Annotated in this window: 22 protein-coding genes; 14 read left to right on the forward strand and 8 right to left on the reverse strand. The window is 68.5% G+C overall.

The window, feature by feature from the left end; genetic code table 11:
• Nucleotides 1-12: 12 nt before the first annotated feature.
• The 4 genes from rplI to rpsF all read right to left on the reverse strand — a co-directional run bounded on the left by rplI (nucleotide 13) and on the right by rpsF (nucleotide 1,721).
• Complete coding sequence (rplI, locus tag N8I87_RS20225; RefSeq protein ID WP_263210579.1) at nucleotides 13-459, reverse strand: 50S ribosomal protein L9; 447 nt, start codon at nucleotides 457-459, stop codon at nucleotides 13-15.
• An 18-nt stretch (nucleotides 460-477) separates the two neighbouring features.
• Nucleotides 478-714, reverse strand: coding sequence for a 30S ribosomal protein S18 (rpsR, locus tag N8I87_RS20230; RefSeq protein ID WP_003949403.1), 237 nt, complete (start codon nucleotides 712-714; stop codon nucleotides 478-480).
• Nucleotides 715-771: 57 nt separating this feature from the next.
• Entirely contained in the window at nucleotides 772-1,353 is a 582-nt protein-coding gene (locus N8I87_RS20235) for a single-stranded DNA-binding protein (protein ID WP_263210580.1), read from the reverse strand.
• Nucleotides 1,354-1,430: 77 nt separating this feature from the next.
• A complete protein-coding gene (rpsF, locus tag N8I87_RS20240) occupies nucleotides 1,431-1,721 on the reverse strand; it encodes a 30S ribosomal protein S6 (RefSeq protein ID WP_003956532.1) in 291 nt (96 codons plus the stop codon).
• 276 nt (nucleotides 1,722-1,997) lie between these two features.
• Between rpsF and N8I87_RS20245 the strand changes: the two genes are divergently transcribed.
• The 3 genes from N8I87_RS20245 (at nucleotide 1,998) to N8I87_RS20255 (ending at nucleotide 4,714) form a co-directional block, all read left to right on the forward strand.
• Nucleotides 1,998-2,312: a hypothetical protein gene (locus tag N8I87_RS20245; RefSeq protein WP_263210582.1), complete on the forward strand. Its 315-nt coding sequence runs from the start codon at nucleotides 1,998-2,000 to the stop codon at nucleotides 2,310-2,312.
• A gap of 183 nt (nucleotides 2,313-2,495) precedes the next feature.
• On the forward strand, nucleotides 2,496-3,617 hold the full coding sequence (gene femX / locus N8I87_RS20250; protein ID WP_263210583.1) for a peptidoglycan bridge formation glycyltransferase FemX: 1,122 nt from the start codon (nucleotides 2,496-2,498) through the stop codon (nucleotides 3,615-3,617).
• Between the two features lie 65 nt (nucleotides 3,618-3,682).
• Complete coding sequence (locus tag N8I87_RS20255) at nucleotides 3,683-4,714, forward strand: alanine racemase (RefSeq protein ID WP_263210584.1); 1,032 nt, start codon at nucleotides 3,683-3,685, stop codon at nucleotides 4,712-4,714.
• Nucleotides 4,715-4,815: 101 nt separating this feature from the next.
• On the opposite strand, the gene N8I87_RS20260 is transcribed toward N8I87_RS20255, so the two are convergent.
• Both N8I87_RS20260 and N8I87_RS20265 read right to left on the reverse strand, forming a co-directional pair.
• Complete coding sequence (locus tag N8I87_RS20260) at nucleotides 4,816-6,324, reverse strand: glycosyltransferase family 87 protein (protein WP_263210585.1); 1,509 nt, start codon at nucleotides 6,322-6,324, stop codon at nucleotides 4,816-4,818.
• Between the two features lie 130 nt (nucleotides 6,325-6,454).
• Nucleotides 6,455-9,079, reverse strand: a complete 2,625-nt coding sequence (locus N8I87_RS20265; protein ID WP_411577256.1) for a transglycosylase domain-containing protein — start codon at nucleotides 9,077-9,079, stop codon at nucleotides 6,455-6,457.
• Nucleotides 9,080-9,432: 353 nt separating this feature from the next.
• Here N8I87_RS20265 and N8I87_RS20270 point away from each other — a divergent pair, with 353 nt between their 5' ends.
• The 4 genes from N8I87_RS20270 (at nucleotide 9,433) to N8I87_RS20285 (ending at nucleotide 13,183) form a co-directional block, all read left to right on the forward strand.
• On the forward strand, nucleotides 9,433-10,116 hold the full coding sequence (locus N8I87_RS20270; protein WP_263210586.1) for a PadR family transcriptional regulator: 684 nt from the start codon (nucleotides 9,433-9,435) through the stop codon (nucleotides 10,114-10,116).
• Between the two features lie 43 nt (nucleotides 10,117-10,159).
• Entirely contained in the window at nucleotides 10,160-11,242 is a 1,083-nt protein-coding gene (locus N8I87_RS20275; RefSeq protein WP_263210587.1) for an inositol-3-phosphate synthase, read from the forward strand.
• Between the two features lie 95 nt (nucleotides 11,243-11,337).
• A complete protein-coding gene (locus N8I87_RS20280; RefSeq protein WP_263210588.1) occupies nucleotides 11,338-12,600 on the forward strand; it encodes an MFS transporter in 1,263 nt (420 codons plus the stop codon).
• Between the two features lie 136 nt (nucleotides 12,601-12,736).
• Nucleotides 12,737-13,183 carry an LppU/SCO3897 family protein gene (locus tag N8I87_RS20285; protein WP_263210589.1) on the forward strand — a complete coding sequence of 149 codons (447 nt, stop codon included), beginning with the start codon at nucleotides 12,737-12,739 and terminating at the stop codon, nucleotides 13,181-13,183.
• A gap of 103 nt (nucleotides 13,184-13,286) precedes the next feature.
• On the opposite strand, the gene N8I87_RS20290 is transcribed toward N8I87_RS20285, so the two are convergent.
• Entirely contained in the window at nucleotides 13,287-14,753 is a 1,467-nt protein-coding gene (locus N8I87_RS20290) for a CCA tRNA nucleotidyltransferase (RefSeq protein WP_263210590.1), read from the reverse strand.
• Between the two features lie 257 nt (nucleotides 14,754-15,010).
• Here N8I87_RS20290 and N8I87_RS20295 point away from each other — a divergent pair, with 257 nt between their 5' ends.
• The 7 genes from N8I87_RS20295 to trxA all read left to right on the forward strand — a co-directional run bounded on the left by N8I87_RS20295 (nucleotide 15,011) and on the right by trxA (nucleotide 24,756).
• Entirely contained in the window at nucleotides 15,011-17,374 is a 2,364-nt protein-coding gene (locus tag N8I87_RS20295; protein ID WP_263210591.1) for a DUF6049 family protein, read from the forward strand.
• Between the two features lie 46 nt (nucleotides 17,375-17,420).
• Nucleotides 17,421-19,763: a murein biosynthesis integral membrane protein MurJ gene (gene murJ / locus N8I87_RS20300; protein ID WP_263210592.1), complete on the forward strand. Its 2,343-nt coding sequence runs from the start codon at nucleotides 17,421-17,423 to the stop codon at nucleotides 19,761-19,763.
• A 118-nt stretch (nucleotides 19,764-19,881) separates the two neighbouring features.
• Entirely contained in the window at nucleotides 19,882-21,579 is a 1,698-nt protein-coding gene (locus N8I87_RS20305) for a protein kinase family protein (protein ID WP_263210593.1), read from the forward strand.
• A 22-nt stretch (nucleotides 21,580-21,601) separates the two neighbouring features.
• Complete coding sequence (gene sigM / locus N8I87_RS20310) at nucleotides 21,602-22,324, forward strand: RNA polymerase sigma factor SigM (protein ID WP_263210594.1); 723 nt, start codon at nucleotides 21,602-21,604, stop codon at nucleotides 22,322-22,324.
• Complete coding sequence (locus N8I87_RS20315) at nucleotides 22,321-23,241, forward strand: anti-sigma factor family protein (RefSeq protein ID WP_263210595.1); 921 nt, start codon at nucleotides 22,321-22,323, stop codon at nucleotides 23,239-23,241. The genes sigM and N8I87_RS20315 overlap by 4 nt, the downstream gene beginning before the upstream one ends.
• Before the next feature lie 169 nt (nucleotides 23,242-23,410).
• The gene (trxB, locus tag N8I87_RS20320; RefSeq protein ID WP_263210596.1) at nucleotides 23,411-24,379 is read left to right on the forward strand and encodes a thioredoxin-disulfide reductase; all 969 of its coding nucleotides are present in this window, start codon (nucleotides 23,411-23,413) and stop codon (nucleotides 24,377-24,379) included.
• A gap of 44 nt (nucleotides 24,380-24,423) precedes the next feature.
• Nucleotides 24,424-24,756 carry a thioredoxin gene (gene trxA, locus N8I87_RS20325; protein ID WP_263210598.1) on the forward strand — a complete coding sequence of 111 codons (333 nt, stop codon included), beginning with the start codon at nucleotides 24,424-24,426 and terminating at the stop codon, nucleotides 24,754-24,756.
• Nucleotides 24,757-24,850: 94 nt separating this feature from the next.
• Here trxA and N8I87_RS20330 read toward each other — a convergent pair whose 3' ends face one another.
• Nucleotides 24,851-25,468: a GNAT family N-acetyltransferase gene (locus N8I87_RS20330; RefSeq protein ID WP_263210600.1), complete on the reverse strand. Its 618-nt coding sequence runs from the start codon at nucleotides 25,466-25,468 to the stop codon at nucleotides 24,851-24,853.
• Nucleotides 25,469-25,793: the final 325 nt, after the last annotated feature.

Consider the following 25,793-nt stretch of genomic DNA (forward strand, 5'->3'; position numbering starts at 1 on the left):
CTGAGCGCAGCGTCACGCCGCGACGACCTCGATGCTGACCTTGGCGGCAACCTCGGGGTGCAGACGCACGGACGTCTCGTGCGCGCCCAGCGTCTTGATCGGCGCGCCGAGCTCGATGCGGCGCTTGTCGACCTCGGGGCCACCGGAAGCCTTGATCGCGGAAGCGATGTCGGCCGGGGTGACGGAACCGAAGAGACGACCGGCGTCGCCGGAGCGGACGGCCAGACGGACCTTGACACCCTCGAGCTGGGCCTTCACAGCGTTGGCCTGCTCGATGGTCTGGATCTCGTGGATCTTGCGGGCGCGGCGGATCTGCGCCACGTCCTGCTCGCCACCCTTGGTCCAGCGGATAGCGAACTTCCGCGGGATGAGGTAGTTGCGAGCGTAACCGTCCTTGACGTCGACGACGTCGCCGGCGGCGCCGAGGCCGGAGACCTCGTGGGTGAGGATGATCTTCATGTGTCGGTCACCCTTCCCTTATCGCGCGGTGGACGTGTAGGGCAGCAGCGCCATCTCACGGCTGTTCTTGACGGCCGTGGCGACGTCACGCTGGTGCTGCGTGCAGTTGCCGGTCACGCGGCGGGCACGGATCTTGCCGCGGTCGGAAATGAACTTCCGCAGCATGTTCGTGTCCTTGTAGTCCACGTACGTGACCTTGTCCTTGCAGAAAGCGCAGACCTTCTTCTTCGGCTTGCGCACAGGCGGCTTCGCCATGGTGTTTCTCCTGTGTGATCAAGAAGTTTGGGTACGACCCGCCCTCGGTCCGAAGACCTAGAAGGGGGGCTCGTCCGAGTAGCCGCCACCGCCGCCGCCGGAGTTTCCACCCCAGCCGCCGCCACCCTGGCTGCCACCGGCGGGAGCGCCGGTCGCCCACGGGTCGTCGGCAGGAGCGCCGCCGCCCTGCTGGCCGCCGCCGGAGTTTCCACCCCAGCCGCCGCCACTCTGGCCGCCACCGCCGCCGTAACCGCCCTGGCCACCGCGAGCGCCACCGGAGGTCTTGGTGACCTTGGCCGTGGCGTTGCGCAGGCTGGCGCCGACTTCCTCGACGTCCAGTTCGTAGACCGTGCGCTTGACGCCCTCACGGTCCTCGTAGGACCGCTGCTTCAGTCGGCCCTGCACGATGACGCGCATGCCTCGCTGGAGCGACTCGGCGACGTTCTCCGCCGCCTGACGCCAGACCGAGCAGGTCAGGAAGAGGCTTTCGCCGTCCTTCCACTCGTTCGTCTGACGGTCGAAGGTGCGGGGAGTGGACGCGACGCGGAACTTCGCGACCGCCGCACCGGACGGGGTGAAGCGCAGCTCGGGGTCGTCGACAAGATTGCCGACGACCGTGATGACGGTCTCGCCTGCCATGGGGAACCTCTCGGCGGGTTTGCTCTGGCTGCTTGGTTGCTGCTACTCGAATTCCGAGATCAGCTGAGCGGGAGGGCTCAGTGGGTCTCGGGGCGGAGGACCTTGGTCCGGAGGACCGACTCGTTCAGGTTCATCTGGCGGTCGAGCTCCTTGACGACCGCAGGCTCGGCCTGCAGGTCGATGACCGAGTAGATGCCCTCGGGCTTCTTCTTGATCTCGTACGCGAGACGACGACGGCCCCAGGTGTCGACCTTCTCCACCTTGCCGTTGCCCTCACGGACGACGGAGAGGAAGTTCTCGATCAGGGGGGCGACAGCGCGCTCCTCCAGATCGGGGTCGAGGATGACCATCACCTCGTAGTGACGCATGTGGAACCCACCTCCTTTGGACTCAGCGGCCACGGTCGTTCCGTGGCAGGAGGGTTGTGATGCGTACGCAACAGTGTCTGTCAGTAAAACAGCCGCCACTGACAATCGGAGGCTCCCGCCGGGAGCCTCCGCGGTGGCCTGGGCAGACACCGGTGCAGACGGTACAGAGTACCCGCACACCGGCTTCCGGTTGAAATCCGGCCGGGGGGACCGCCAATCTGTACACGTCGGGTGTGTATGGCGCTACGATGCGCCGCCTTCCGCAGGAGGTGCCCCATGGCACAGCAGGTATTGCGACCCAACACCGCCGGATCCTTCCTCGCGACGGACGGCAAACCTCATCCCCTCCAGGACGCGCTGACCGTGGTGACGCTGGTCCTGGGTGTGACGTCCTTCGTCACGGCGATGTTCGACAACCTCCACCTGATCAGCTCCTGGACGGGCCTGGTGGGGATCATCACCGGCGCCTACGGCCAGTGGATCTCGGAGACCACACGTGAGCGCCTCGGTCTGATCCTGGGTCTCGGTGCCTCGGCCGTCGGTTTCTACCTGGGAATGGCGCACGGCGGACTGTTCGGCGGGCTCGGATGACCGTCCGGACGCCGTTCCTCGAACATCCGTAGAACATCCCTGACCACCCTCGGCGCGCGACAGGCCGGGGCGAAGGACCCGTGCGCCCAGTCGGGGCGCCCGCAAGGCGCAGTAGGCTTCGGCGCGAGAGCCGGAGCCCCTGTACCCATGGGGAGACACACCAGCCCGAGGAGCGCCCCCGACATGAGCCTGACCCTGAGGACCATCAGCCGCGAACAGCATCTGGCATACATCCAGAGCCTGCCGGCGGCGAGCCACATGCAGGTCCCGGCCTGGGCCGATGTCAAGGCGGAGTGGCGGTCCGAGAGCCTCGGCTGGTTCGACGACCGCACCGGCGAGATGGTCGGCACGGGTCTGGTCCTCTACCGCCAGCTGCCCAAGATCAAGCGCTACCTCGCCTACCTTCCCGAGGGGCCGGTCATCAACTGGTTCGCGCCGAATCTGGACGACTGGATCCAGCCGATGCTGGCCCACCTCAAGCAGCAGGGCGCCTTCTCCGTGAAGATGGGCCCGCCGGTGATCATCCGGCGCTGGGAGGCCCCTTCCATCAAGCAGGGCATCCAGGACCCGGACGTGAAGCGCCTGCGTGACATCGAGGCCGACTTCATCGAGCCGCGCGCTTTCGAGGTGGCCGACAAGCTGCGCCGTATGGGCTGGCAGCAGGGCGAGGACGGCGGGGCCGGCTTCGGGGACGTCCAGCCGCGTTACGTCTACCAGGTGCCGCTGGCCAACCGCTCCCTGGAAGAGGTCCACAAGAACTTCAACCAGCTGTGGCGCCGCAACATCAAGAAGGCGGAGAAGGCCGGCGTCGAGGTCGTCCAGGGTGGCTACCAGGACCTCGAGGAGTGGCAGCGGCTGTACGAGATCACGGCCGTGCGCGACCACTTCCGGCCCCGCCCGCTGTCGTACTTCCAGCGCATGTGGACGGCCCTCAACAGCGAGGACCCCAACCGCATGCGGCTCTACTTCGCCCGCCACAACGGCGTGAACCTCTCCGCGGCGACCATGCTGATCGTCGGCGGGCACGTCTGGTACTCCTACGGCGCCTCCGACAACATCGGCCGTGAGGTCCGGCCGTCGAACGCGATGCAGTGGCGGATGCTGCGCGACGCCTACGCGCTCGGCGCGACGGTCTACGACCTGCGCGGCATCTCCGACTCGCTGGACGAGACCGACCACCTCTTCGGCCTGATCCAGTTCAAGGTGGGCACCGGCGGGCAGGCCGCCGAATACCTCGGCGAATGGGACTTCCCGCTGAACAAGCTGCTCCACAAGGCTCTCGACATCTACATGTCACGTCGCTGATGTCCCGTTCGGTGCTTCCATACCTCTGACACCCCGCAGCCACGAGAAAGGTTCCAGGTCCGGCCATGGCGCTCACGCTCTACGTCGACACCGCGCGCTGGCGTGCGCACCACAAGCACGTGCAGGAGCAGTTCCCGGGGCTCGTCCCGGTCTGCAAGGGCAACGGCTACGGCTTCGGGCACGAACGCCTGGCCGAGGAGGCCACACGCCTGGGCTCGGACATCCTCGCCGTCGGTACGACGTACGAGGCCGCGCGCATAAAGGACTGGTTCGGCGGTGACCTGCTGGTGCTGACGCCGTACCGGCGGGGCGAGGAGCCCGTACCGCTGCCCGACCGGGTCATCCGCTCGGTGTCGTCCATCGACGGCGTGTACGGCCTCGTGGGCGCCCGTGTGGTCATCGAGGTGATGTCCACGATGAAGCGGCACGGCATCAGCGAGCAGGACCTGCCGCAGCTGCACTCCGCCATCGAGAACATCCGGCTGGAGGGCTTCGCCATCCATCTGCCGCTGGACCGCACCGACGGCTCGGACGCCGTCGAGGAGGTCATCGGCTGGATGGACCGGTTGCGCGCGGCCCGGCTGCCGCTGCACACGATGTTCGTCAGCCACCTCAAGGCCGACGAACTCGCCCGGCTCCAGCAGCAGTTCCCGCAGACCCGCTTCCGCGCCCGGATCGGCACGCGGCTGTGGCTGGGGGACCACGAGGCCACCGAGTACCGCGGGGCGGTCCTGGACGTCACGCGCGTCGCCAAGGGGGACCGGTTCGGCTACCGCCAGCAGAAGGCGGCCTCCGACGGCTTCCTGGTGGTCGTGGCAGGCGGTACGTCGCACGGGGTGGGCCTGGAGGCCCCGAAGGCGCTGCACGGCGTCATGCCGCGCGCCAAGGGCGTCGCACGGGCCGGCCTGGCGACCGTGAACCGGAACCTTTCTCCGTTCGTCTGGGACGGCAAGCAGCGCTGGTTCGCCGAGCCGCCGCACATGCAGGTGTCGATCCTGTTCGTGCCGGCGGACGCGTCCGAGCCGAAGGTCGGTGAGGAGCTGGTGGCCCATCTGCGGCACACCACCACGCAGTTCGACCGGCTCGTGGACCGGTGAGCGGCCCACGAACAGCCGAAAGGCCGTACACGGGAGTTCCGTGTACGGCCTTTTCCGTGCCCGCCGCCCCCGCGTGACGCGGGCGTCCGGGACCTGTTCGCTCAGAGCGAACGACCTGGCGGAGGTTCCGCCTCCGGGCTGCCCCACCCCACCTGAGGAGCGTCGAAATGGGCGGCGTGCCGCGGGGGATGGGCCGCGGCGCCGAGCACGAAGACGTCCGGCGCGCCGTCGAGCACGCCGCCCGAGGGGTCGTCGTCACCGGCGCGGCGCACCACGTCCCGCTCCGGCATGAGGATGTCCCGTACGACCACGGCGCACAGGTACAGCGTGCCCAGCAGATGCACCGCGATCGCCCATTGGTATCCATGGGTCGGCAGTCCCTTGTGGGCGTCTCCGCTGGTCGTGTACGCCAGGTACATCCAGATCCCGAGGAAGTACGCCACCTCGCACGCCTGCCAGATCAGGAAGTCACGCCACTTGGGCCGGGCCAGTGCGGCCAGCGGCACCAGCCACAGCACGTACTGCGGCGAGTAGACCTTGTTGGTCAGGATGAAGGCCGCCACGATCAGGAAGGCGAGCTGGGCGAAGCGCGGGCGGCGCGGAGCGGTGAAGGTGAGCACCGCGATTCCCGCGCAGCACAGCAGCATCAGCAGAGTGGCGAGCGTGTTGACCGTGTCGGTGCTGGGCGGGCTGGTCGAGTTCTGGGCCCAGATCAGCCAGAAGGAGCCGAAGTCGACCCCCCGCTCCTGGCTGAACGTGTAGAACTTCGACCAGCCCTCGAAGGCGAACGCCATCACCGGCAGGTTCACGGCCAGCCAGGCGACCGTCGCCCCGCCCAGGGCCACGCCGAAGTCCCGCCACTTGCCCGCGCGCCAGCACAGCACGAGCAGCGCGCCGAGCAGCAGGACGGGATAGAGCTTGGCGGCCGTGGCGAGCCCCAGCAGGACGCCGAACGCGAAGGAGCGGCCCCGCGACCACATCAGCATCGCCGCGGCCGTCAGAGCGACCGCCAGCAGGTCCCAGTTGATGGTGGCGGTGAGCGCGAAGGCGGGCGCCAGGGCGACCAGCAGGCCGTCCCAGGGGCGCCGGGCGTGCGTACGGCTCACGCAGACGGCGATGACGGCGGCGCACACCATCAGCATCCCGGCGTTGACGAACCAGTACACCTGCTCCTGGTGCTGGAGGCTGCCGCTGCCGGGGGTGAGCCAGGCGGCCACCTCCATGAACACTCCGGTCAGGACCGGGTACTCCAGGTACTCCATGTCGCCCTGGAGCTTGTCGAAGTACGGCACGAGCCCGTCGGCGAAGCCGCGCCCCTGGTAGAGGTGCGGGATGTCCGAGTAGCAGGCGTGCGTGTACTGCGAACTGGCGCCGAAGAACCAGGCGCCGTCGTAGCAGGGCGCCTTCTGGACCAGGCCGAGGGCGAACATGCCGATCGCCACCAGCACCACGACCCGTACCGGGGTCCACCAGGTCGTTCCGAGCAGGGCGTACCGCCCGACGGGGCCGCCGATCAGCTCACTGCCGGCCGCGGCGACCTCGTCCTCCCTGGTCGGCCGCACCGGATCCGGCTCGTGCACGCTCGTGGGCGTCGTTTCTGCACTGGGCATGGGGCACATCCTGCCGTACGTGTCCAGCAGTACGCCGAAGGCCGCCGCACCTCGTGAGGTACGGCGGCCCCGTGTTTCACGTGAAACACCCTCGGCGGGCGAAATGATCACCAACCGGACGTTTCACCGACTAGCCTGTCGACCCTCCGAAGAACCCTCCGTTGCCGTTGCCTCTGGTACTGCCGGTACCCGACGTGTCCGTGGGAGTCGGCGATGTGGTCACCCCACCGTCCGTGCCGCCGGTGGCCCCGCCAGTGGTGGTGCCGCAGTTGAACTTGAACCTGCAGGTCTCGGTCGCGGAGGGGGACGGCAGGGTGGCCGTCTCGCTGGGCGTCTCGCTGGGCGTCTCGCTCGGGGTCTCGCTCGGAGTGATGGTGACCGACGGGGTCGGGGAGGGAGCGCCCGCCTCGTCCGCGACCTCGCCGATCTTGGTGGCCTCCGGGAAGCCGGGGTCGCTGGCGTTCTTCAGTGCTTCCTTCATGTACTCGGTCCACACCAAGGTCGGAATGTCACCACCGTGGATGGACGCGACACCGGCCGTGCCGTTCATGGAGAGCAGTTCGTGGTCCTTCGGGTTCTCGCGGAACATGGCGACCGACGTCGACAGCTGCCGGGTGTAGCCGACGAACCAGGCCGACTTGTTGCTGTCGGTGGTACCGGTCTTGCCCGCCGCCGTACGGCCCAGGGCCTTGGCGTTCTGACCCGTACCGTTCTGGATGACGTTCTGCAGCACGTCGGTGACGTTGTTCGCGATGTCCGACGGCATCGCCTGCGAGGACTTCGGCTTGGTGAAGCTCCCCGTGTCCCGCCCGTTCTTCTTGACCTTGGTCACCGAGTACGGGTCCGTCTGCCTGCCGGAGGCGGCGAAGGTCGCGTAGGCGTCGGCCATGCGGACCGCACTGGGGGTCGAGGTACCGATGGCGAACGACGGGTTGAGGTTCTGCGACATGCTCTGGGGCAGGATGCCGGCGGCCTTGGCGACGTCTCGTACGTGCGTCATTCCCACGTCCACGCCGAGCTGCACGAACGGCGTGTTGATGGACTGCTCCATCGCCTTGCGCAGGGTGATGTAGCCCCAGCGGTGGTCGCTCTCGTTGTTCTGGTAGAAGACCGAGTTGTCCTTGTTCAGCACATAGGAGCCGTCCTGCTGCCTGACCTTGAGGTGGTCATTGCCGTTGTACTTGCTCAGCGGCGAGATTCCCTGGGGGTTCGTCTTGTACGTGCCGTACTGCATGGCCGCCGCGAGGACGAACGGCTTCCATGTCGAACCGACGGGGACACCCGAGGTGTCGGCGTTGTTGGTGAAATGGTTGTGTTCGTAACCCGCACCGCCGTACAGCGCGACGATCGCGCCGTCATTGGGCACCACCGAGGCCGCACCGAACTGGACGTACTTGTCCTTCTCGCGCGTCTTCGGGTCGAGCCGCTGCTTCTCGATCTTCTTGACGGCCGCGCTCAGGGCGTCGACCTTGTCCTTCTTGAACGTCGTGTAGATCTGGTAGCCGCCCTGGTCGAATTCCTTCTCCGAGATGTCGGAGTGCGCCAGGACGTACTTCTTCGCCGTGTCGGCCAGGTAGCTGATCTGGCCGGTCATGCCCTTGGTCGCCTTGCGGCCCTGAGGCTTCGGATACGACTTGATGGCTTCCTGGTACTGCTGGTCGGTGATGTGCTTGTCCTTGTGCATCTCGCCGAGAATCCAGCTCCAGCGCGCCTCGGAGCGCTTGCGGTTCGCGTCGGGGTTCGCCGCGGGGTCGATGTCCGAGTTTCCGGCCGGGTCGTAGTACGTCGGGCCCTTGAGCAGCGCGGCGAGGAAGGCGCACTGACTCGGCTGGAGTTTGACCGCGTCCACGTCGAAGTAGGTGCGCGCGGCCGCCTGGATGCCGTACGCGCCACGACCGTAGTACGAGGTGTTCAGATAGCCCTGCAGGATCTGCTGCTTGGAGAGCTTCGTGCCCACCTTGATGGAGATGAACATCTCCTTGAACTTCCTGGACAGCGTCTGGTCCTGGCTCAGGTAGGTGTTCTTGACGAACTGCTGGGTGATCGTCGAGCCACCCTGCGTCTGACCACCGCTGGCCATGTTGGCCAGGGCGCGGGCGATGCCCATGGGGTCGACGCCCGAGTCCTGGTAGAAGCTCTTGTTCTCGGCCGAGATCACCGCCCACTGCATGGCGTCGGGGATCTGGTCGATCGTGACGTTCTGCCGGTTCGCGCCCGTGCCGGTGGCGACCATCTGCGAGCCGTCGGCCCAGTAGTAGACGTTGTTCTGGGACTTGGCCGCGTCGTTCTCATTGGGGATGGAGACCATCGCGTAGCCGACGCCGACCATGGCCACCAGGCTGCCGACGAAGCCGATGAACATCCCGGAGACGAGCTTCCAGGAGGGCACCCAGCGGTGCCACCCGTCCTTGTCGTAGCGCGGGTAGTCGATGAACCGCTTCTTGGCGGGCATCGGACGGCCTCTTCCGCGCCCCGGCCCGCCCGGGCCGCCGCGTCGGCCACCCGGACCCTCGTCGACCGCTCTGCGGCGGCCTCCCGTGCTTCTCTGCGCCGCCCGACGGGCCTCGGCACGGCTGCCGTAGGGGCGCTCCTCGGCTCTGGCCCCATAGGCACCGGACCCATAGGAGTCGGAAGGGGACCCGGTGGCGCCTCGCGGTGCCGCGCGGCGGCCGGAGGACGAGCCGGACTGGCCGCGTCGGGCCGCGGCACGTCCGCCTCCCTGCGGCGGCGGCGGTTTGCGACGGTGCTCGCTCATCGAACGACTACTCCTCGGGCAGGCGCACCCTTGCGCGCCTGGAAAAGGCGGCTGGTTTCCGGTCCCCCCGAAGTACGGATGTGGTCGGTTTTGCATTCACCCGTACTGCACCGAGGACGTGGACGCTCCCCAGACGTCACTTGGTTCCCGGCGGTGTGCATGCCGCACAGACTACGCACCGCCAAAACCTGCTTTTACGGATATTCATCACAAATCAGGCAACTTGCCTCCTGCGAATCGGTGATGTGATCCCGTTCACCGCCCCCCCTCTTGTCGCATGCGGAAGGCCGTTCTATCGTGCTGATGTATCGAGTCGATACATCAGCGAGAGATAAGGACGAGAGGAGGCGACGATGAGCCGGCGTTCCGGCATCCTCGAGTTCGCCGTACTCGGCCTGCTCCGCGAGTCTCCGATGCATGGCTACGAGCTGCGCAAACGACTCAACACGTCATTGGGTGTGTTCCGTGCGTTCAGCTACGGGACGCTCTATCCCTGCCTCAAGACGCTGGTCGCCAACGGCTGGTTGATCGAGGAGCCGGGCAGCACCCACGAGGACGCCCTGGCCGCTCCCCTCGCGGGACGCCGTGCCAAGATCGTCTACCGGTTGACGGCGGAAGGTAAGGAGCACTTCGAGGAGCTGCTCTCGCAGACCGGCCCCGACGCGTATGAGGACGAGCACTTCGCCGCCCGGTTCGCGTTCTTCGGACAGACGTCACGCGACGTGCGCATGCGCGTACTGGAGGGCCGTCGCAGTCGGCTTGAGGAGCGCCTGGAGAAGATGCGCGCCTCGCTGGCCCGTACCCGGGAGCGACTCGACGACTACACGCTTGAGCTCCAGCGCCACGGGATGGAGTCCGTGGAGCGCGAAGTGCGCTGGCTGAACGAGCTCATCGAGAGCGAGCGGGCCGGGCGGGACCTCAGGGGTTCCGCGTCCGGGGGGCCCGCTCAGCAGGACACATCATTTGGAGCGACGGGCGGCCTGCCCCGTCCCGGGGACACCCCCGGGACGGATACGCCCGACGACACCGCCACGTGAAGCCCACGCAGGGCCTCACTCGTACACACAGGGAGCAACCGGAATGGGTTCGGTTCGCGTAGCCATCGTCGGCGTGGGCAACTGCGCCGCGTCGCTGGTGCAGGGAGTCGAGTACTACAAGGACGCCGACCCGGCGTCGAAGGTCCCCGGCCTGATGCACGTGCAGTTCGGCGAGTACCACGTCCGTGACGTGGAGTTCGTCGCCGCCTTCGACGTCGACGCGAAGAAGGTCGGCCTCGACCTCGCGGACGCCATCGGCGCCTCCGAGAACAACACCATCAAGATCTGCGACGTGCCCAACACCGGTGTCACCGTCCAGCGCGGCCACACCCTCGACGGTCTCGGCAAGTACTACCGCCTGACCATCGAGGAGTCCGAGGCCGAGCCGGTCGACGTCGTCCAGATCCTGAAGGACAAGCAGGTCGACGTTCTCGTCTGCTACCTGCCCGTCGGTTCCGAGGACGCGGCGAAGTTCTACGCCCAGTGCGCCATCGACGCCAAGGTCGCCTTCGTCAACGCCCTCCCGGTCTTCATCGCCGGCACCAAGGAGTGGGCGGACAAGTTCACCGAGGCGGGCGTCCCGATCGTCGGTGACGACATCAAGTCGCAGGTCGGCGCCACCATCACGCACCGCGTCATGGCGAAGCTGTTCGAGGACCGGGGTGTCGTCCTGGACCGCACGATGCAGCTGAACGTCGGCGGCAACATGGACTTCAAGAACATGCTCGAGCGCGAGCGCCTGGAGTCCAAGAAGATCTCCAAGACGCAGGCCGTCACCTCCCAGATCCCCGACCGGGAGCTCGGCGAGAAGAACGTCCACATCGGCCCGTCCGACTACGTGGCCTGGCTCGACGACCGCAAGTGGGCGTACGTCCGCCTCGAGGGCCGTGCCTTCGGTGACGTCCCGCTGAACCTGGAGTACAAGCTCGAGGTCTGGGACTCCCCGAACTCCGCGGGTGTCATCATCGACGCTCTGCGTGCCGCGAAGATCGCCAAGGACCGCGGGATCGGCGGCCCGATCCTCTCCGCGTCCTCGTACTTCATGAAGTCCCCGCCGGTCCAGTACTTCGACGACGAGGCCCGCGAGAACGTCGAGAAGTTCATCCGCGGCGACGTCGAGCGCTGAGACGGGCGCTCGACCGAGAACGCTCCTGCCAGGGCTGTGAGGGTCCCCGGGTTTCCAGCCCCGGGGACCCTCCCGCATGTGTGAGGCTGTGCCCCATGCCCGTCGTTCGCGACCTGCGCGTCCTGCTCCGCTTCCGGAACTTCCGGCGCCTGCTCGCCGTACGCCTGCTCTCCCAGTGCGCCGACGGGGTCTATCAGGTCGCGCTCGCCACGTACGTCGTCTTCTCCCCGGAGAAACAGACCTCGGCCACCGCGATCGCCTCGGCGATGGCCGTGCTGCTGCTCCCGTACTCGCTCGTCGGCCCCTTCGCGGGCGTCCTGCTGGACCACTGGCGGCGCCGTCAGGTCTTCGTGTACGGCAACCTGTTGCGCGCCGTGCTGGCGGCGGGCACGGCCGTCCTGATGGTCAGCCAGGTGCCGGACTGGCTGTTCTACGTCTCCGCGCTGTGCGTCACGGCCGTCAACCGCTTCGTTCTCGCCGGACTCTCCGCCTCCCTGCCGCGGGTGGTCGACACCGAGCGCCTGGTGATGGCCAACTCCGTCTCCCCGACCGCCGGAACGCTCGCCGCGACCGCCGGCGGCGGTCTCGCCTTCCTCGTACGGCTGGTGGTGTCGGACTCGGACGCCGCGGTGGTCCTGCTGGGCGCCGCCCTCTACCTGTGTGCGTCCCTCGCCTCGCTGACCATGGCTCCCGGACTGCTCGGCCCCGACCGCGACCATGAACTTCCGCACCTGGGCGCGGCGCTTGTGGGCACCGCGCGGGAACTGCTGGCGGCCGTACGGCATCTGGCCGCGCCGCAGCGCCGGGAGGCCGTCTGGGCACTGCTCACGATGACGCTGATGCGCTTCTGCTACGGCGCGCTGCTGGTCATGGTGCTGATGCTGTGCCGGTACGCCCTCTCCTCCACCCCGCAGGGCGGACTCCGCCTGCTGGGGCTCGCGTTGGGGATGTCCGGTGCCGGCTTCTTCGCGGCGGCCCTGGTGACGCCCTGGGCGGCCGGACGGCTAGGCCCCGGGCGCTGGATCGCCGTGTGTGCCGCGACGGCCGCGGTCCTGGAACCGGCCCTCGGACTGCCCTTCGCCACCGTCCCCATGCTGATCGCGGCCTTCGTCCTGGGACTGACCACCCAGGGGGCGAAAATCGCCACGGACACGATCGTGCAGTCCTGCGTCGAGGACGGCTTCCGTGGCCGGATCTTCTCCGTTTACGACGTTCTGTTCAACGTCGCCTTCGTCGGCGCCGCCGGGGCAGCCGCCTTGATGCTCCCGCCGGACGGCCGCTCCCCGGTCCTGGTGGTCACGGTCGCCGTCATCTACGGAGCGGTTGCTGTGGCTATGGGCCGCTTTGAGCGCCGGTAAGTGTCACATCAAAGAAACAGAGGGGCCCTGGGTTACAGGGTTGTCAGTGGGAACCGCTAACTTACGTGGGTCTTACCTCGCGCCATGCGCACCCATGTTCCAGCCATGCGCACCCACGTTCTAGGGGGACCCCCAAGTGACTACTCCGCCGCCCCAGGGCCAGAACCCGTTCGCACAGGGCCAGGCCCCGTACCCGCCGCAGCCGGGAGCGCCGCAGGCGGGCGCGCCGTACGCTCCGGTGCCCCCACAGCAGCCGAAGCGCAGCGTCAGGCAGTACCTGCGCATAGGCGGCATCATCGTCGGCCTCATCGTCGTTGCCGGCGGCTGGTACCTCAACCACAACAACGACGACGCCAAGAAGCTGGCTGTCGGGGACTGCCTGACGAACAACGGAACCGACAGCGATGTGAAGGTCAAGCAGCTGGACTGCAGCGACCCGAAGGCGGACTACAAGGTCCTCAAGAAGGACGGCAGCACCAGCGTGTCCACGATCGCCTGCCAGTCCGTCAAGGGAACGACCGCTGCCCTTGAGTGGAAGGAAGGCAGCGACTCGTTCGTTCTCTGCCTCGGAGACAACAAGTAGCGGTCAAGCGTGCTGTGGGGGGATGTTTCACGTGAAACATCCCCCCACAGTCCACTCGGCCCGGGGTCATGTTTCACGTGAAACATGACCCCGTTCGGCGATCTCAGCCCTGCTCGGCCCACCACTCCTTGAGTGCCGTCACCGCCGTGTCGTACTCCATCGGACCGTGCTCCAGGCGGAGCTCCAGCATGTGCTTGTAGGCCTTGCCCACCGTCGGGCCCGGTCCTACGCCCAGGATTTCCATGATCTGGTTGCCGTCGAGGTCCGGGCGGATCGAGTCGAGCTGCTCCTGCTCCTGGAGCTGGGCAATGCGCTCCTCCAGGCCGTCGTACGCCCGGGACAGTGCGGCGGCCTTGCGCTTGTTGCGGGTGGTGCAGTCGGAGCGGGTCAGTTTGTGGAGCCGGTCGAGAAGCGGTCCCGCGTCGCGGACGTAGCGGCGGACCGCGGAGTCCGTCCACTCACCGGTGCCATAGCCATGGAAGCGCAGGTGGAGTTCGACCAGACGCGAGACGTCCTTCACCAGCTCATTGGAGTACTTGAGGGCCGTCATGCGCTTCTTGGTCATCTTCGCTCCGACCACCTCGTGGTGATGGAACGAGACTCGGCCGTCCTTCTCGAAACGGCGCGTGCGCGGCTTGCCGATGTCGTGCAGCAGGGCGGCCAGGCGGAGGGTCAGGTCAGGACCGGCCTCCTCCAGGGCCATCGCCTGCTCCAGGACGATCAGCGTGTGCTCGTAGACGTCCTTGTGCCGATGGTGCTCGTCACGCTCCAGGCGCAGCGCGGGCAGCTCCGGCAGGACGTGGTCGGCCAGACCGGTGTCGACCAGAAGCCTGAGGCCCTTGCGCGGGTACGCGGACAGGATCAGCTTGTTCAGCTCGTCCCGGACCCGCTCCGCCGACACGATCTCGAGGCGGCCGGACATGTCCTTCATCGCCGTGACGACCTCGGGGGCGACCTCGAAGTCCAGCTGGGCGGCGAAGCGCGCGGCGCGCATCATCCGCAGCGGATCGTCCGAGAAGGAGTCCTCGGGCGTGCCCGGGGTGCGCAGCACCCGTGACGCGAGGTCCTCGAGCCCGCCGTGCGGGTCGATGAACTCCTTCTCCGGCAACGCCACGGCCATCGCGTTCACCGTGAAGTCACGCCGGACGAGGTCCTCCTCGATGGAGTCGCCGTACGACACCTCGGGCTTGCGCGAGGTCCGGTCGTACGCCTCCGACCGGTAGGTGGTCACCTCGATCTGAAAGCACCGATCAGCGTCTCCGACGCGGGCATCCTTCTGCGCCCCCACCGTGCCGAAGGCGATCCCGACCTCCCATACGGCGTCCGCCCACGGCCGCACGATCTTCAGTACGTCCTCGGGACGGGCATCGGTGGTGAAGTCCAGGTCGTTGCCGAGCCGGCCGAGCAGCGCATCGCGGACCGAGCCGCCGACCAGGGCGAGCGAGAACCCGGCCTCATGGAAACGGCGGGCCAGGTCGTCGGCGACGGGGGCCACCCGCAGCAGCTCGCTCACCGCGCGCTGCTGCACCTGGTTCAGGGCATTGGGACTGTCTTCGTTGGCGTTCGGCACAACAAAAGAGGGTACGTGGCCCGGACGGCCGGGAGCGCCCCCATTAAACGCCCGCGAACATCTACCGCGATAAGGGTCACAGGCTCCGCTCCTATTACGTACATCCACTCTCCGCTTAATAAAGGGCATACGGGATTTGTCACCCAGGTCCTCGATCTTGTGGAGCGGACCGCGGCACTTCCCCTCAGCGCACCTCGTTACCATGCGGGGACGCACATTCCGACGACCACTGACGACGACGAGGGACGGACGAGCGCGTGGCCGAGGCGGCAGACTTCCAGGGGATGAGTCCCTCACCTGCCCGCCGGTGGCTGAGGCGCACCGGGGCACTGCTCGCCGGGGCGCCTCTGCTGGCCGGTCTGCTCCAGCTGCCCGCCGCGACACCCGCCCGGGCCGCCTCCTCGGACGTGGTGTCCGTCTCACTGGACTCGCTCAGCCCCAGCGTCCCGACGGACGGGGACACGCTGACCGTGTCCGGCACGGTGACGAACAACGGCAAGCAGTCGGTCACCGGCGCCCACGTGGGCCTGCGCGTGGGGCCTGAGCTGACCATCCGCTCGGCCATCGACAGCGCCGCCGACCGGTCCGACAGCCTCCAGACCTCCGTCGGCTCCGAGGTCGGCGGCAAGTACGTCGCGAAGTTCGCCAAGCTCCCCCCGCACGTCGCCCAGCACTTCAGCATCGCCGTACCGGTCGACAAGCTCGACCTCGGCAGGGACGGTGTCTACGAGCTCGGCGTCTCGCTCTCCGGCCAGACCTCGGCGCAGCCCTGGGAGCAGGTGCTCGGCATCCAGCGGACGTTCCTGCCGTGGCAGCCGGACGAGGCCGACACCAAGACGAAGACGACGTTCCTGTGGCCGCTGATCTCCACCGTCCACATGACGGCGAGGACAGGCGCCGGCGAACAGCAGACGCCGGTCTTCCTCAACGACGACCTGGCCACGGACATCGCGCCGGGCGGCCGCCTGGCCCAGATGCTGGCCCTCGGCAAGGACCTCGACGTCACCTGGGTGATCGACCCCGACCTGCTCGCCTCCGTGGACGCGATGACGCGCAGCTACCGCATCCAGGGCGACGACGGCACCACCACGGCCGGCACGCACCAGGCAGTCGCCAAGCAGTGGCTCGCCGACCTGCAGAAGGCCGTGGTGGACAAGGAGGTCGTCGCGCTGCCCTTCGCGGACCCGGACCTGGCCTCCCTCGCCCACAACGGCACGAGCGTCACCGGCTCGCTGAGCCACCTCAAGGACGCCACGGACGTCATCATGAACACGGTGGAGCCGATCCTCCATGTGAAGCCGACCACTGACTTCGCCTGGCCCGTGAACGGCGCCGTCGACCCGTCGATCATCAAGGTCGCCACCTCCGCGGGCGCCGACAAGGTGATCGCCCGCAGCGACAGCCTCCAGGAGACCGGCGGCCTCACCTACGCGCCGTCCGCGGCCCGTCCGATCGGCGGCGGCACCACGGCGGTGGTCGCGGACTCACGGCTGTCCAGGGCGTTCGAGGGCGATCTGACGAAGGCGGACTCGGCCACGCTCGCCGTCCAGGAGTACCTGGCCCAGAGCCTGGCCCTGCACGTCCAGACGGACAGACAGCGCAGCGTCGTCGTCGCCCCGCAGCGCATGCCGTCCTCGAGCCAGGCCCAGGCGATGGCCCAGGCGATCGGGGCCCTCCAGGAGGCCAACTGGGTCCAGACCCAGGACCTCACCGCCGCCGCCAAGGCCAAACCCGACCCGAGCGCCACCACAAGGATCCCGTCGACGTCCGCGTACCCCTCCTCGCTGCGCAGGCAGGAACTGCCCCGGTCGGTGTTCGAACAGATCGCGCGCACACAGGACAAGCTCGACAACTTCCAGGTGATCCTCACCGACCCGTCCCGGGTGGCGACCCCCTTCGGGCGGGCCATAGACCGTGGGATGTCCACGTCATGGCGAGGCCGTACCGTCGGGGCGGACCACTTCCGGGCCGGCGTGGAGGCATGGCTCGACGAGCTCACCGACCAGGTCAAGCTGATCGACAAGTCCCCGACCAAGCTCTCCGGCCGCAGCGCCACCATCCCGGTGACCGTGCAGAACAACCTGGTGCAGGGCGTCGAGCACCTGGTCCTGCGGCTGACCTCGACCAATCCCACCCGCCTCAAGATCGGCGGCGAGGCGTACCAGGAGCAGCGCGTCGCGGTGTCCGGAGGGCACAGCCAGTCCGTGAAGTTCACCACGTCCGCCAACGCCAACGGCCAGGGGACCGTGATCGCCCAGCTGTACACCGAGGACGGCCAGGAGTACGGCAACGCGGTCAGCTTCGATGTGAAGGTCACCGAGGTCACGCCCACCGTGATGCTGGTCATCGGCGGCGGTGTCCTGCTGCTTGTCCTCGCCGGCTTCCGGATGTACACCCAGCGCAAGCGCGCGGCCGCCAAGGAGGCCGAAGAGGACGGCCCCGAGGACGCGGGCAAGGACGCCGACGGTCCCGAGAACCCCGAAGGCCCTGAAGACCGTCTTCAGGAGGAGTCCGACGCCCGCTGCGGGGCAGACGACCCGGAGCAGCCGAGTGACCCGACACCGGACACCGCACCGGAAAGCGCCGACCCGTCCGGGACGGGTGAGAGAGTGGACCGTTGAGCGATGTCGTGGCCGGTGGGCCCGGGGACGATGAGGTGGGGTAACCATGAACGCGCCGTACGAGGGTGACCGTGGCCAGGCCGCGGCCGGCTCGGGCTACCCCGAGCCGCCGCCCGAGCCCGGCCAGGTGCCGCCGCAGCCCGCAGCGGACATGTACCTCCAGGACGCCTACGACCAGGACCCCTACCGGGCACAGGACCTCTCCGCCCAGGACCCGGTCGCCGAGGCGCTCTACGACCGTGCCTCGCACCCTCCGCCGCCCCCGGGCACGTACGAGGCGCAGCAGCCGCTGTACTCCCAGCCGGCCCAGTCCCCGTACGCCCCCGACCCCCACGTGTGGGCCCAGACCCCCGCGCCGGAGCCGGAGCGCCCGGCGCAGTACATGCCGTACGGCGACAACCCCCGCACGACTCAGTTCGTGGGCGTGGACGACCTCGTCACGCACTCCGGCGAGGAGCACCACGAGCCGGACGCCTTCGCACATCTCTTCCGGGACCAGCAGCAGGGCGGCGGGCACCCCGCCATGGGGTCCCCGGCCGTTCCGGGCCCGGCCGCACCGGGCGTCGGCCCGGGCCCTGTGGGGCCGTACGCGGCGACCCCGCAGCATCCTGCCGCCGCCCCCCAGTACCCCGCCGCCCCGCACGCCGCGGCCGCCCACCCCGCCGCGCCTCATGCCGCCGGGGCACCCGCTCCGGCATCCGCCGGGGCCGCCGCTCCCGGCGCCGACTCCGCTTCCGCCGCGCCTGCCGCGAAGAAGGGCGGGCGGGCCTCGGGCCTGCTGAAGTCCAGCGCCGTAATGGCGGCGGGCACGATGGTCTCCCGGCTCACCGGCTTCGTCCGCTCCGCGCTCATCGTCTCCGCACTGGGCGTCGGCCTGCTCGGCGACACATTCCAGGTCGCCTACCAGCTGCCGACGATGATCTACATCCTGACCGTCGGCGGCGGCCTCAACTCGGTCTTCGTGCCGCAGCTCGTCCGCGCCATGAAGGAGGACGAGGACGGCGGCGAGGCGTACGCCAACCGGCTGCTCACGCTGGTGATGGTGGCGCTGGGCGCCCTCACGGGCCTCGCGATCGTGGCCGCCCCGGTCCTGATCCGGCTGCTGTCCGACTCGGTCGCCAGCGACCCGGCGGCCAATGAGGTCGGCGTCACCTTCGTCCGCTACTTCCTGCCCTCGATCTTCTTCATGGGCATCCACGTGGTGATGGGTCAGATCCTCAACGCCCGTGGGAAGTTCGGCGCGATGATGTGGACCCCGGTCCTCAACAACATCGTCATCATCGTCACGCTCGGCATGTTCATCTGGGTGTACGGCAGCGCCGCCAACTCCGGAATGACGGTCACGAGCATCCCGCCGGAGGGGCAGCGGCTGCTCGGCATCGGCGTACTGCTCGGCCTCGTCGTCCAGGCCCTGGCGATGATCCCGTACCTGCGGGAGACCGGCTTCCGGCTGCGGCTGCGCTTCGACTGGCGCGGGCACGGCCTCGGCAAGGCGGCCACGCTCGCCAAGTGGACCATCCTGTTCGTCCTCGCCAACCAGGCGGGCGCGCTCGTCGTCTCCCAGCTGTCCACCGCGGCCGGCAAGGCCTCGCCCGTCGACGGCACCGGCTTCGCCGCCTACGCCAACGCCCAGCTGATCTGGGGCCTGCCGCAGGCCATCATCACGGTCTCGCTGATGGCGGCCCTGCTGCCGCGCATCTCGCGCTCGGCCTCCGAGGACGACGCGGGCGCGGTCCGCGACGACATCTCGCAGGGTCTGCGGACGACCGCCGTGGCGATCGTGCCCATCGCGTTCGGCTTCCTGGCCCTCGGCATCCCGATGTGCACGCTGATCTTCGGCTCCTCGGGCACCAGCGAGGCCACCAACATGGGGTACATGCTGATGGCCTTCGGCCTCGGCCTGGTCCCGTACTCCGTGCAGTACGTCGTCCTGCGCGCCTTCTACGCCTACGAGGACACCCGCACACCGTTCTACAACACGGTGATCGTGGCCGCGGTCAACGCGGGAGCCTCGGTGCTCTGTTACTTCCTCCTCCCGGCCCGCTGGGCGGTCATCGGCATGGCCGCCTCCTACGGCCTCGCCTACGCGATCGGCGTAGGGGTTGCCTGGAAGCGGCTGCGGAAGCGGTTGGGCGGCGATCTGGACGGCTCTCGCGTACTGCGGACGTACGCGCGTCTGTGCATCGCCTCGGTGCCGGCGGCGCTGCTCAGCGGCGCGGCCTGCTACGGGATCGGACACACCCTCGGCCAGGGCGTCGTCGGCTCGTTCGCCGCACTCCTGGCGGGCGGTGCCGTACTGCTCGGGATCTTCTTCGTCGCTGCCCGGCGTATGCGCATCGAGGAGCTCAACTCCCTCGTCGGCATGGTGCGCGGGCGTCTGGGGCGCTGAAGAGGGGGTACGCGCACAACCATCGTCCGCCGCCGCGTGTCGTGCATAGCGGCGGACTGTGGGCACAATTGGTTTCGGCGTCGGACAGCGTGCAACGGATGGGGAGGCAGGGACGACGGTGGCGGAACGGAGCACGGCTGCCGTCGACGTGGCAGACAACAGCGGTGACGAGCCGCTGACCGCCAAGGCGGACCAGTCCACGGCCGACGGGGTGGCCCAGAACCCGGAGCTGGACACGGACAGCAACGAGGCACAGGGGAGCGGCGGGACCGATGGTGGTCCCGGGAAGGCAGCACCTTCCGAACTGCACAGCGGTCACAAACTCGCCAGGCGTTACCGCCTGGAGGAGTGCGTCACCCGTCTGGACGGATTCAGCAGCTGGAGAGCGGTCGACGAGAAACTCCGCCGCGCCGTCGGCGTCCATATCCTGCCCGCGGACCACGCACGAGCCCGCTCGGTGCTGGCCGCGGCCCGTTCAGCCGCACTGCTCGGCGATCCCCGCTTCGTCCAAGTCCTGGACGCGGTCGAGGAGAACGACCTCGTCTATGTCGTGCACGAGTGGCTGCCCGATGCCACGGAGCTGGGCACCCTGCTCTCCGCCGGGCCGTTGGAGCCGCACGACGCCTACCAGATGGTCAGCCAGGTGTCCTCCGCCATGGCGGCCGCTCACCGCGAGGGCCTCGCCCATCTGCGCCTCAACCCGAACGCCGTACTGCGCGCCTCCACCGGCCAGTGGCGCATCCGGGGGCTCGCCGTGAACGCCGCGCTGCGCGGCATCAGCTCCGACACCCCGCAGCGCACCGACACCGAGTCGATCGGCGCCCTGCTGTACGCGGCGCTGACCCAGCGGTGGCCCTACGAGAACGACGCGTACGGCCTGTCCGGGCTGCCCAAGGACATCGGCCTCATCGCGCCCGACCAGGTGCGCGCGGGCGTCCACCGGGGCCTGTCCGAGCTCTCCATGCGCGCGCTCGTCAACGACGGTGCCACCGCCTCCCGGCACGAGTCCGCGTGCACCACGCCCGAGGAGCTGGTGAAGGCAATCGGCGAGATGCCCCGCATCCGCCCGCCGGAGCCCGCGTTCACCGCACCACCCGAGTACCAGCGCACGACGTACCAGCAGGGCACGTACGGCCGTCCGGCCGCGCATCCCGGCGTCACCCAGCCGCTCACGACGCCGCCGCCCCCACTGCAGAGCCGCACCGGCAAGGCCCTGAAGTGGGCGGTGTCCGCCCTCCTCATCGCGGCCCTGGGCCTGGGCAGCTGGCAGCTCGCGGACGCCCTGATGGACCAGAGCGGCAAGTCCGAGGACACGCCGAGCTCACAGTCGACGGACGACGGCGACAAGGGCCCGAAGAAGCCGACGTCCGGCACTCCCATCCCCATCAAGGGCGCTCGCGACTTCGACCCGTTCAGCGACCAGACCGAGAAGCCGGCCGACATAGGGAAGGTCTACGACAGCAGCACGACCTCTTACTGGCAGACGGACTTCTATCTGAGTCCGAAGTTCGGCAACCTGAAGCCAGGCGTCGGTGTCATCCTCGACCTCGGCAAGGTCCAGCAGGTCGGAAAGGTGACGGTCACCTTCGTCGGGCAGACTTCGGTCGAACTCCGTGCCGCTGGTGCGGACGCGGGTTCGGAGCCGACGTCTTTCGACGCCTACACCAAGACGGCCGACGGCTCGGGTACGACGGTCGTGCTCCAGCCCGGCAAGTCCCTCAAGACTCGGTACCTTCTGGTGTGGTTGACCAAGCTGCCCGCGGACAATGAGGGCCACTGGCGGGGCAGAGTGGCGGACATCAAGGTGACCAGCTGAGGTCTCCACTCGGGAGGGGTAGATGGCGGAAGGCGCCGGATACGACGGAGTGAGCGACCAGGACCTGCTCGCCCGCCATGTGGAAGGCGACCCCGATGCCTTCGGTGAGATCGTGCGGCGGCACCGGGACCGGCTCTGGGCGGTCGCGCTGCGGACGCTGGGGGACCGTGAGGAGGCCGCTGACGCGGTCCAGGACGCCCTGGTGTCCGCCTACCGGGCCGCGCACACCTTCCGGGGGCAGTCGGCCGTCACGACCTGGCTGCATCGCATCACCGTGAACGCCTGCCTGGACCGTGCCCGCAAGGCGGCCTCCCGGAAGACCGCTCCCGTCGACGACACCGAGCGCCTGGAACAGCTCCTCGAGCCGCACGAGTCGGCCTCGGCGCCGGCCGAGCGGAACGACCTGCACCGCCAGCTCCTCGAAGCCCTCGGCACACTTCCCCACGAGCAGCGTGCGGCCCTCGTCCTGGTGGACATGCAGGGCTACCCCGTGGCGGAGGCGGCCCGCATCCTCGATGTGCCGACCGGAACGGTGAAAAGCCGCTGCGCTCGGGGTAGAGCAAGGCTGCTGCCACTGCTCTCCCATCTCAGGCCGGAAAACGCCGCCGACGGGACAGAGCCGGGCTCGGGACGGAACCGGGCGCCGGGGACTTCCGTCCCACCGGCAGCGGGACCTCAGAACAGAGGTCCACACACCGGACCGAGCGATTCAGCCGCAGTGAAGGGCGGAGGTGGGCGAGCGTGACTTCCACGACGGACACAACCGGGCACCCGGACGTCGCCGAGATCTCCGACCTCACCGAAGGTCTGCTCCCGCCCACACGGACCGCGGACGTACGGCGCCATCTGGACGAGTGCGAACTGTGCACGGACGTCTTCACCTCGCTGGAGGAGATCCGGGGCCTCCTGGGCACGCTGCCGGGCCCGGTGCGGATGCCCGACGACGTCGCCGGGCGTATCGATGCCGCCCTCGCCGCGGAAGCCCTGCTGCAGGCCACCGCCGCCGGGTCCGCGGACACGCCGGTCCTGGTCTCCGCCTCCCCCGAGCTGTCGGACGAGGACGCCGAGGCGCCTGTTTCACGTGAAACATCGGCACCGGTGGACCGGCCCGCCGGACGCCCCCATGCGGCGACCGGCCCGGGCCGCAAGGACCGCGGACGCGGCCGGCGTCGCCGGACGGTCGTCCTGGGAGCCGTCTTCACCGCTGCCCTGCTGGGGGCCGGTTCTCTCTTCCTGGAGTCGCTGGGCAACGACCAGCCGACCACCGCGGCGCACGACGCCTTCTCCAGCGGAAGCCTCAAGGGCCAGGTGACGGATCTGCTCACCACGAAGAAGGGCCTGCCGCACGGCTCCGGGAGCCAGAAGCCCCGGCTGGGGATCCAGTCGGAGACCGAGACACCCGGGTCGACCGCCAAGACCCTCATCCAGCCGCAGATCCCGGTCCCCGGCTGTGTGCGGCAGGGCATCAACAACACCGGCGCCGTCCTGGGCGCCCAGAAGGGGACATACGAGGGAACGGATGCCTATCTCGTCATCCTGCCCGACGCGGGCGACAACACACGGGTGACGGCATACGTCGTCGACGCAACCTGTATGAAGATGAGCAAGGAGGCGGCCACCCCCGGCAAGGTCCTTCTGACGCAGTCCTTCGCGCGTCCCTGAGCGACCGTTCTTCGTCTCGGCCCAGCGTGGTGAATCCCTACCCATGTGGCATCCCGTGTGCCCGGACACACCGGGAATGCGGGACCCTTAGGATCCGTTGGGTGGGGTGAGGGTCCCGAAATGGCTCCCACCGGTCGACTGAGACAGACCAGAGACGAGGAATCAAGCCGTGAGCGACGTCCGTAACGTGATCATCATCGGCTCCGGGCCCGCCGGGTACACGGCGGCGCTGTACACCGCGCGGGCGTCGCTGAAGCCCCTGGTGTTCGAGGGTGCCGTCACCGCGGGCGGTGCGCTGATGAACACGACCGAGGTGGAGAACTTCCCCGGCTTCCGCGACGGGATCATGGGCCCCGATCTCATGGACAACATGCGCGCCCAGGCCGAGCGCTTCGGCGCCGAGCTCATCCCGGACGACATCGTCTCCGTCGACCTGAGCGGTGAGATCAAGACCGTCACGGACACCGCGGGCACCGTCCACCAGGCCAAGGCCGTCATCGTCACCACCGGCTCCCAGCACCGCAAGCTCGGCCTGCCCAACGAGGACGCCCTCTCCGGCCGTGGTGTCTCATGGTGCGCCACCTGTGACGGGTTCTTCTTCAAGGACCAGGACATCGCAGTGATCGGCGGCGGTGACACCGCGATGGAGGAGGCCACCTTCCTGTCGCGCTTCGCCAAGTCCGTGACGATCGTGCACCGCCGGGACAGCCTGCGCGCCTCCAAGGCGATGCAGGAGCGTGCCTTCGCCGACCCGAAGATCAAGTTTGCCTGGCACAGCGAGGTCGCCGAGATCCAGGGCGACCAGAAGCTCTCCGGCCTCAAGCTCCGCAACGTCAAGACCGGCGAGCTCTCGGACCTGGCGGTGACGGGTCTGTTCATCGCGATCGGCCACGACCCGCGCACCGAGCTGTTCAAGGGCCAGCTGGACCTCGACGAGGAGGGCTACCTTAAGGTCGACTCGCCCTCCACCCGGACGAACCTGACGGGCGTCTTCGCCGCGGGTGACGTGGTCGACCACACCTACCGTCAGGCGATCACCGCGGCCGGCACCGGCTGCTCCGCCGCTCTCGACGCCGAGCGTTTCCTCGCCGCCCTCGCGGACGGTGAGAAGGCCGAGCCCGAGAAGACCTCCGCCTGATTCCCCTTCCCGCCCCACCGCACGATCAAGTTAAGGAGCCCGCCGTGGCCGGCACCCTGAAGAATGTGACCGACGACTCCTTCGAGCAGGACGTCCTCAAGAGCGACAAGCCCGTCCTGGTGGACTTCTGGGCCGCCTGGTGCGGACCGTGCCGCCAGATCGCGCCGTCCCTCGAGGCGATCGCCGCCGAGCACGGCGACAAGATCGAAGTCGTCAAGCTCAACATCGACGAGAACCCGGCTACGGCCGCCAAGTACGGCGTCATGTCCATCCCGACCCTGAACGTCTACCAGAACGGCGAGGTCGCCAGGACGATCGTCGGTGCGAAGCCGAAGGCCGCGATCGTCCGCGACCTTGAGGACTTCATCGCCGAGTAGTCGGCAGGGCCGTCGAGGCGACGGCGGATGTTTCACGTGAAACACGAATGGGCCAGCCCGGAAGGGCCGGCCCATTCGGCGTTTCCAGCGGGTCTCAGAGCGGCCGCAGCACGGGTTCCTTCTGTACGGCCCCCAGCAGCCGGTCGATGGCGAGCTCCACGTCTTCCTTCCAGGAGAGCGTGGACCGCAGTTCCAGCCGCAGCCGCGGATGGATGGGGTGCTGCCGGACCGTCTTGAAACCCACGGCCAGAAGGTGGTCGGCGGGCAGGACACAGGCCGGCTCCTTCCAGCGCGCGTCACCGAAGGCCTCGATCGCCTTGAAGCCGCGTCGCAGCAGATCCTTGGCGACCGTCTGGACCATCACTCTGCCGAGCCCCTGCCCCTGATAGCCGGGCAGGATGAAGCCGGTGATCAACTGCACGGCGTCCGGGGAGACAGGGCTCGTGGGGAACGCCGTGGAGCGGGGAACGTAGGCGGGCGGAGCGTAGAGCACAAAGCCGACCGGTGCGTCGTCGACGTAGACCACGCGGCCGCAGGACCCCCAGTCCAGCAGGACGGCGGAGATCCAGGCCTCCTTCTCCATGGCGGGGGTGCCCGCCCTTACCGCGGCCTCACCGCTGACGGGGTCCAACTCCCAGAAGACACACGCCCGACAGCGCTGGGGAAGGTCCTGAAGGTTGTCCAGCGTGAGTGGTACGAGCCGACGCCCCATGAAGGCTGTTCCTCGCTTTCTTCGCCCGCGGCATCGCAAGCGGCTGTCAGAGCGCTGCGTTCCCTGAGCAGACTGCCGACGAAACCGCCGACCGCGCCCAAGCCCAGGCCCGCGCTCACCAGTCCGGTACGGCTCATCATTCGCATGGCCCCCGCCTCCCACTCAGAGGTGCTGCCAGGTGGACGCGCCAAACCCGATCGCATCGTATCCACGATGCGATTGCATCGATAGCGCCTGAAAGCAAAGAGCGGATCGTGTTCCGGTACGCACCGGACACCATCCGCTCAGCTGCCTGAACAAGCGGCCCCCGGCCAAGGAGGGCCGC

Origin of the sequence: Streptomyces sp. HUAS 15-9 (assembly GCF_025642155.1) — a bacterium.
In the GTDB taxonomy this organism is placed as follows: domain Bacteria; phylum Actinomycetota; class Actinomycetes; order Streptomycetales; family Streptomycetaceae; genus Streptomyces.